At 58.6% G+C, this 4,819-nt stretch carries 5 protein-coding genes; 3 read left to right on the top strand and 2 right to left on the bottom strand.

The annotated features are described in order from the left end of the window. The first annotated feature begins 199 nt into the window (after positions 1-199). Complete coding sequence (locus HMPREF2698_RS12015; RefSeq protein WP_070523109.1) at positions 200-1,375, top strand: acyl-CoA dehydrogenase family protein; 1,176 nt, start codon at positions 200-202, stop codon at positions 1,373-1,375. A 133-nt stretch (positions 1,376-1,508) separates the two neighbouring features. Here HMPREF2698_RS12015 and HMPREF2698_RS12010 read toward each other — a convergent pair whose 3' ends face one another. After that, positions 1,509-2,111 carry a DDE-type integrase/transposase/recombinase gene (locus HMPREF2698_RS12010; protein ID WP_070523112.1) on the bottom strand — a complete coding sequence of 201 codons (603 nt, stop codon included), beginning with the start codon at positions 2,109-2,111 and terminating at the stop codon, positions 1,509-1,511. Between the two features lie 93 nt (positions 2,112-2,204). Next, on the bottom strand, positions 2,205-2,915 hold the full coding sequence (locus HMPREF2698_RS12005) for an IS6 family transposase (protein WP_070523113.1): 711 nt from the start codon (positions 2,913-2,915) through the stop codon (positions 2,205-2,207). Positions 2,916-3,171: 256 nt separating this feature from the next. Here HMPREF2698_RS12005 and HMPREF2698_RS12000 point away from each other — a divergent pair, with 256 nt between their 5' ends. Both HMPREF2698_RS12000 and HMPREF2698_RS11995 read left to right on the top strand, forming a co-directional pair. Continuing rightward, entirely contained in the window at positions 3,172-3,531 is a 360-nt protein-coding gene (locus tag HMPREF2698_RS12000) for a Cd(II)/Pb(II)-sensing metalloregulatory transcriptional regulator CmtR (RefSeq protein WP_070523117.1), read from the top strand. Then, a complete protein-coding gene (locus HMPREF2698_RS11995; RefSeq protein ID WP_070523118.1) occupies positions 3,528-4,130 on the top strand; it encodes a cadmium resistance transporter in 603 nt (200 codons plus the stop codon). The genes HMPREF2698_RS12000 and HMPREF2698_RS11995 overlap by 4 nt, the downstream gene beginning before the upstream one ends. Positions 4,131-4,819: the final 689 nt, after the last annotated feature.

The following is a 4,819-nucleotide window of genomic DNA, read 5'->3' as shown; positions in this document are numbered from 1 at the left end:
ACGACACTGCTACCAAATAGCCGGTCGCAACAGGCAGGGTGAAGGTTGGCTGGGGGAGATACTGGCCCTGGAGTCTGGTTATCGTTCCGAATCCCGGCTGTGCCGCGCGTTGTGATGAGACACTTGACAGCCTGGGGAGAGTCAGGTCACAATTAACACTAATCGCCATTCGTATTGCCTGTTAGTTGGAGAATTGACCATGTCCCACAACCTCTTCGAGTCCACCACTGATTTCCTGGGTGTCTTTGACAGCCTTTCTGAGGCCGATGCTGCGGGGTGGAAGCGCGCGGCGCAGTTCCGCGACTACTCCGACCCGGTGATTAACCGGCACTGGCAGGCCGCGGAGTATCCGCTGGACTTGGTTCAGCGTCTGGGGGAGCTGGACGTGATGACCGATGGGCTTTCGGTGGAAGGCCATGAACAGATGTCCACGCTTGGCGCTGGCTTGACGCTCATGGAAGTCACGCGTGCCGATGCTTCGATGGGCACGGTGATTGCGGTGCAGGCGGGGCTGGCCATGCGCTCAATTTCGATGCTTGGTTCTCCGGAACAGCAGGCTTCGTACTTGCCGCAGATGGCATCTTGTTCGCTGCTCGGTGCTTTTGGGCTGACCGAACCGGACCACGGCTCGGACTCCATCGCTTTGGAAACTACCGCGGTTCGCGATGGCGACGAATGGGTCCTCAACGGCGAGAAGAAGTGGATTGGCAACGGTGCCTCCGGCGGCATCACCATCATCTACGCCCGTATGGAAGACGGTAACGTCAGCGGTTTCATCGTCCCACAGGAAACCCCCGGCTACTCCGCTACCGTGATTGAAGGCAAGCTCTCCCTGCGTGCCATCCACCAGGCACACATCACGTTGACCGATTGTCGCATTCCCGCCGCCAACCAGCTTCCAGGTTGTCGCAGCTTCAAGGACGTTTCCCGCGTCCTGACCTCCACTCGCATTGGCGTGTCCTGGATGGCGCTTGGCTCTGCGGTGGCCTGCTATGAGACTGCCCGCTCGTACGTGCTCGAACGCGTCCAGTTCGGCCGCGAGCTGGCCAAAGCCCAAATCATCCAGCAGCGTCTGGCCAACATGGTCCTCGACCTCAGCCAGATGATGCTCACCTGCCGTGAGGTTTCCCAGCGCGAAGATGCTGGCACCTTGGCCCCGGAACAGGCCTCGGCGGCCAAACTCCACAACACGCGTGCCGCGCGGCGCATCGCCGCTGACGCCCGCGACATGCTCGGTGGAGTCGGCATCCTGCTGGAAAACGATATCGCTCGCCACTTCGCGGACATTGAGGCCATGCACACCTACGAGGGCACCGACACTGTGCAGTCCCTCATCATGGGCAAGAAGATTACGGGCTTCTCGGCCTATAAGTAACCAGCCGGCCGGGGATGTGGAAAGGCTCGCTTGGTGGTCCTTCTAGTTTGGTCCTCTTACTTTGGTCCCTTTGCCCTCGATCGGCGCCTGCCTTTGAGTTGTGAACATCCCCCTGTTTGACGTGGTTGTTACTTTACGCGCTCGATGTCTCGGGCGCTAGGGGTTTGCCGTTGTTGATTTCTACCGTTTTAGGTGGTGGCTTGTAGACGGATTTCCGGGGTCTGGGTCTGCGGTGCGGGTGCGTCGCGTAGTAGACGGTTTCCTTTGCTCGGCGATGTTCAAGGATGTCACGCCACGTGCCTGAATACACTTCACTAGGTGTGTATCCATTCAGCCCGCTGTGGCGGTCACGGTTATTGTATTCGTCGATAATCCTGCCGATGACTTTCTGCGCATGCTGGATATCATCATAGGTTTCTAACGCATAGCGGTGATGCTTGATTGTGCGATGTGATGACTCTTCAAATGGGTTGTCATTCGAAACATTCGGCCGAATTAATGACAGCTGCACGCCGTGTTCATCCAGCATGTCCTTCATCATGTGTGAGGTCATGACTTTGCCGTTGTCGGTGTGTACGACTTCAACGCTGTGACCGTTGAGCTCCTGGTCAGCAATGACTTGTTCAATCAGGCGTGTAGCGATGGTCTTTTCCTGTCGGTGTTGGACAGTCCATCCCACAACCTTGCGCGAGTACAAATCCAACGCTGTGTAAAGATGAAAGCCTTTAGCTGGCATGTACTATATATGATAGGTGCTGTTGCAAAGTTGGGCGGAGAGCCGAGACGACCCAGTTTCTCATTTCCTGATGGCCGCTGCGTGCTGGCGTTCTCAGGCCGTCTCGAAGACCCGGTTGACGATCACCGCGTCCGGATTGGGGTGCCCATAAGCAAACATCGTGCCCTGACCTTTCCGTAATGAATGCATCGCTTCCATCCCTTTCAACGTCCGGTAGGCGGAAATTCGGTTTTTGAACGCCCCCTTCGGTCCCAGGATTCTTTTAAGTCGGCCATGATCTCCCTCGAGAACGTTGTTCAGGTATTTCACCTGCCGGTGCTCCACCGTCTGAGGGCAGATTCCCTCCGCCTTCAGCTCGGATATTGCCTTGGCCAGAGCTGGTGCCTTGTCGGTGTTGATGACCCGCGGGGACCCGGCTGTCGTATTCGATCGTAGCGTCTTGGCCAGGAAACGCTTGGCCGCAGCCACATTCCGTTTTGGTGAGAGGTAGAAGTCTAAGGTCTGCCCACCGGCGGTAATAGCCCGGTAGAGATAGCACCACGTGCCGCCGACCCGGATATAGGTCTCATCCACCCACCAGGACCGGGCCTGCCAGTCGGGTACCTGCCGGTACCAGCGAGTGTGCTTATCCAGCTCAGGGGCGTATTTCTGCACCCAGCGGTAGATCGTGGTGTGATCGACTGGCACACCCCGCTCGGTCATCATTTCTTCGAGGTCGCGGTAGCTCACGCCGTAGCGGCAGTACCACCGCACCGCCCACAGGATGATGTCACGGGGGAAATGCCGACCGGAGAAGATGCCCATGGCTCTGATTATTTCACGTCGGTCTTTCTACTGCCCCAACTTTGCAACAGCACCACTTCGAGCCAATTCGGTTGCCTTCGGCGCGGCACAAATCGCACATGGGCCGATCATCAGAAACGAGCGTGGTTCAGCTGTTTTCGCAACTTTGCCGGAATCTGCGCCATCTCTGCTACTTTCACTGTCTCTTCAGCAGCGCACACAGCTGCACCGCTACCCGGAACTTGACTAGTTCAGCGATCGCTGTATAGTTCAGCGCATGCTGACTATTGCTTCGCGTCTCGACGTGATGAACCGCCTGGGTCGTGCACTGGCCGACCCCACTCGATCCCGGATCATCTTGACCCTGCTCGACCATCCCGCCTACCCGGCGGAACTATCCCGAGATCTGGACCTGACACGCCCGAACGTGTCCAACCACCTGACATGCTTGCGCGATTGTGGGATTGTCGTCTCCGAGCCCGAGGGGCGTCGGACACGATACGAGATCGCCGATCCGCACCTGGCGCAGGCGCTGACCACATTGGTCGATGCCACCTTGGCAGTAGACGAAGACGCCCCGTGCATCGATCCCGCCTGCTCGCTTCCCGGGTGCTACGCAGCTGGGGAGGACGCATGATCCTCACCTCGGTCTTGCAGGCGATAGGCCTGTTCGCAGCTACCAACATCGACGACATCATCGTGCTCTCCCTCTTCTTCGCGCGAGGGGCAGGCCAGCGCGGCACTACCGCCCGCATTCTGGCCGGCCAGTACCTCGGATTCGCGGGCATCCTCGGTGCCGCGGTTCTAGTGACCATGGGCGCCGGAGCATTCCTGCCCTCGACAGCCATCCCGTACTTCGGTCTAATCCCGCTGGGCCTCGGCCTCTGGGCCGCATGGGAGGCCTGGCGCGGAGACGATGAGGACGATGACGACGAGGCCAAGATTGCCGGCAAGAAGGTTGGCGTGGGGACAGTCGCAGGCGTCACCTTTGCCAACGGTGGCGACAACATCGGCGTCTACACCCCTGTATTCCTCAGCGTGGAACCTCTCGCAGTAGTCGCCTACTGCGTTATTTTCCTCGCGCTCGTTGCGGTCCTGGTGGCCCTGGCAAAGTTCGTCGCAACCCGCCCCCCGATCGCGGAAGTGCTCGAACGCTGGGAGGGCATCCTCTTTCCCATCGTTCTCATCGGCCTCGGTATCGTGATCCTCGTCAGTGGCGGAGCCTTCGGGCTCTGACGGAGCAGCAGTGTTCCAAACGGCCCCGACCGGGCGTTATCGGTGGCTCCTATAACGCCCGGAAGGTCTTTTTGAAGCGCTGTCGGGGTGTGTGAATCTAATCACACAGAGTTTACAGAATCCCAGCAATTAAACTTTCGGCTATCCAATTTCACCCGCGGACGCAATGAGACTAGCACCGACGCTTTCCCCAACGCGCCACCGCTTGCGGCGTAGCCCGACCAAGGCCACCGGCTGGTTCTCAAACGAGGACGAAGCCCGTGGCCTAGAGCTCGTGGTCGAGAGCCGAAATTCGGCCTAAAACCGCGTTTAGCCAAAGAAAAATGACCCCTAGAATCCGCCCCTTCCAGCCTTTCTTTGAGGCTGGCGGCTAAGTTAAGAAGTTCGACTGAATTATCTGCGGGACGCTGTTGAGACAGGTTCCGCTGTGCGGCGCGCACGAGCCTTGCAAGCCTTCCAGTGTCACGGGCCAGTGGGGAAGTGGAAGGCAGCTCCGCTTGTATTGCTTGCAGGTGTCCGGCTGCACTGTTGGCGGCGTCTAGTGCGTACTCGTAGTCTCCAGTATCCCCGTGCGCTCCAATAAACAAGGCGCACAGGTGCGTGTCCTAGGCTTTTGGTTAGTGAGCTGACACACAGAAAAAACAAGAAATTAGTCGGACCTGACCCCCGGAAAGTAGACACGTCGGGGG

Source organism: Corynebacterium sp. HMSC072A02 (assembly GCF_001810085.1).
Classification (GTDB): domain Bacteria; phylum Actinomycetota; class Actinomycetes; order Mycobacteriales; family Mycobacteriaceae; genus Corynebacterium; species Corynebacterium hesseae.
The sequence above is the reverse complement of the archived record's forward strand: the minus strand, read 5'-3'. Positions and strand labels throughout refer to the sequence as shown.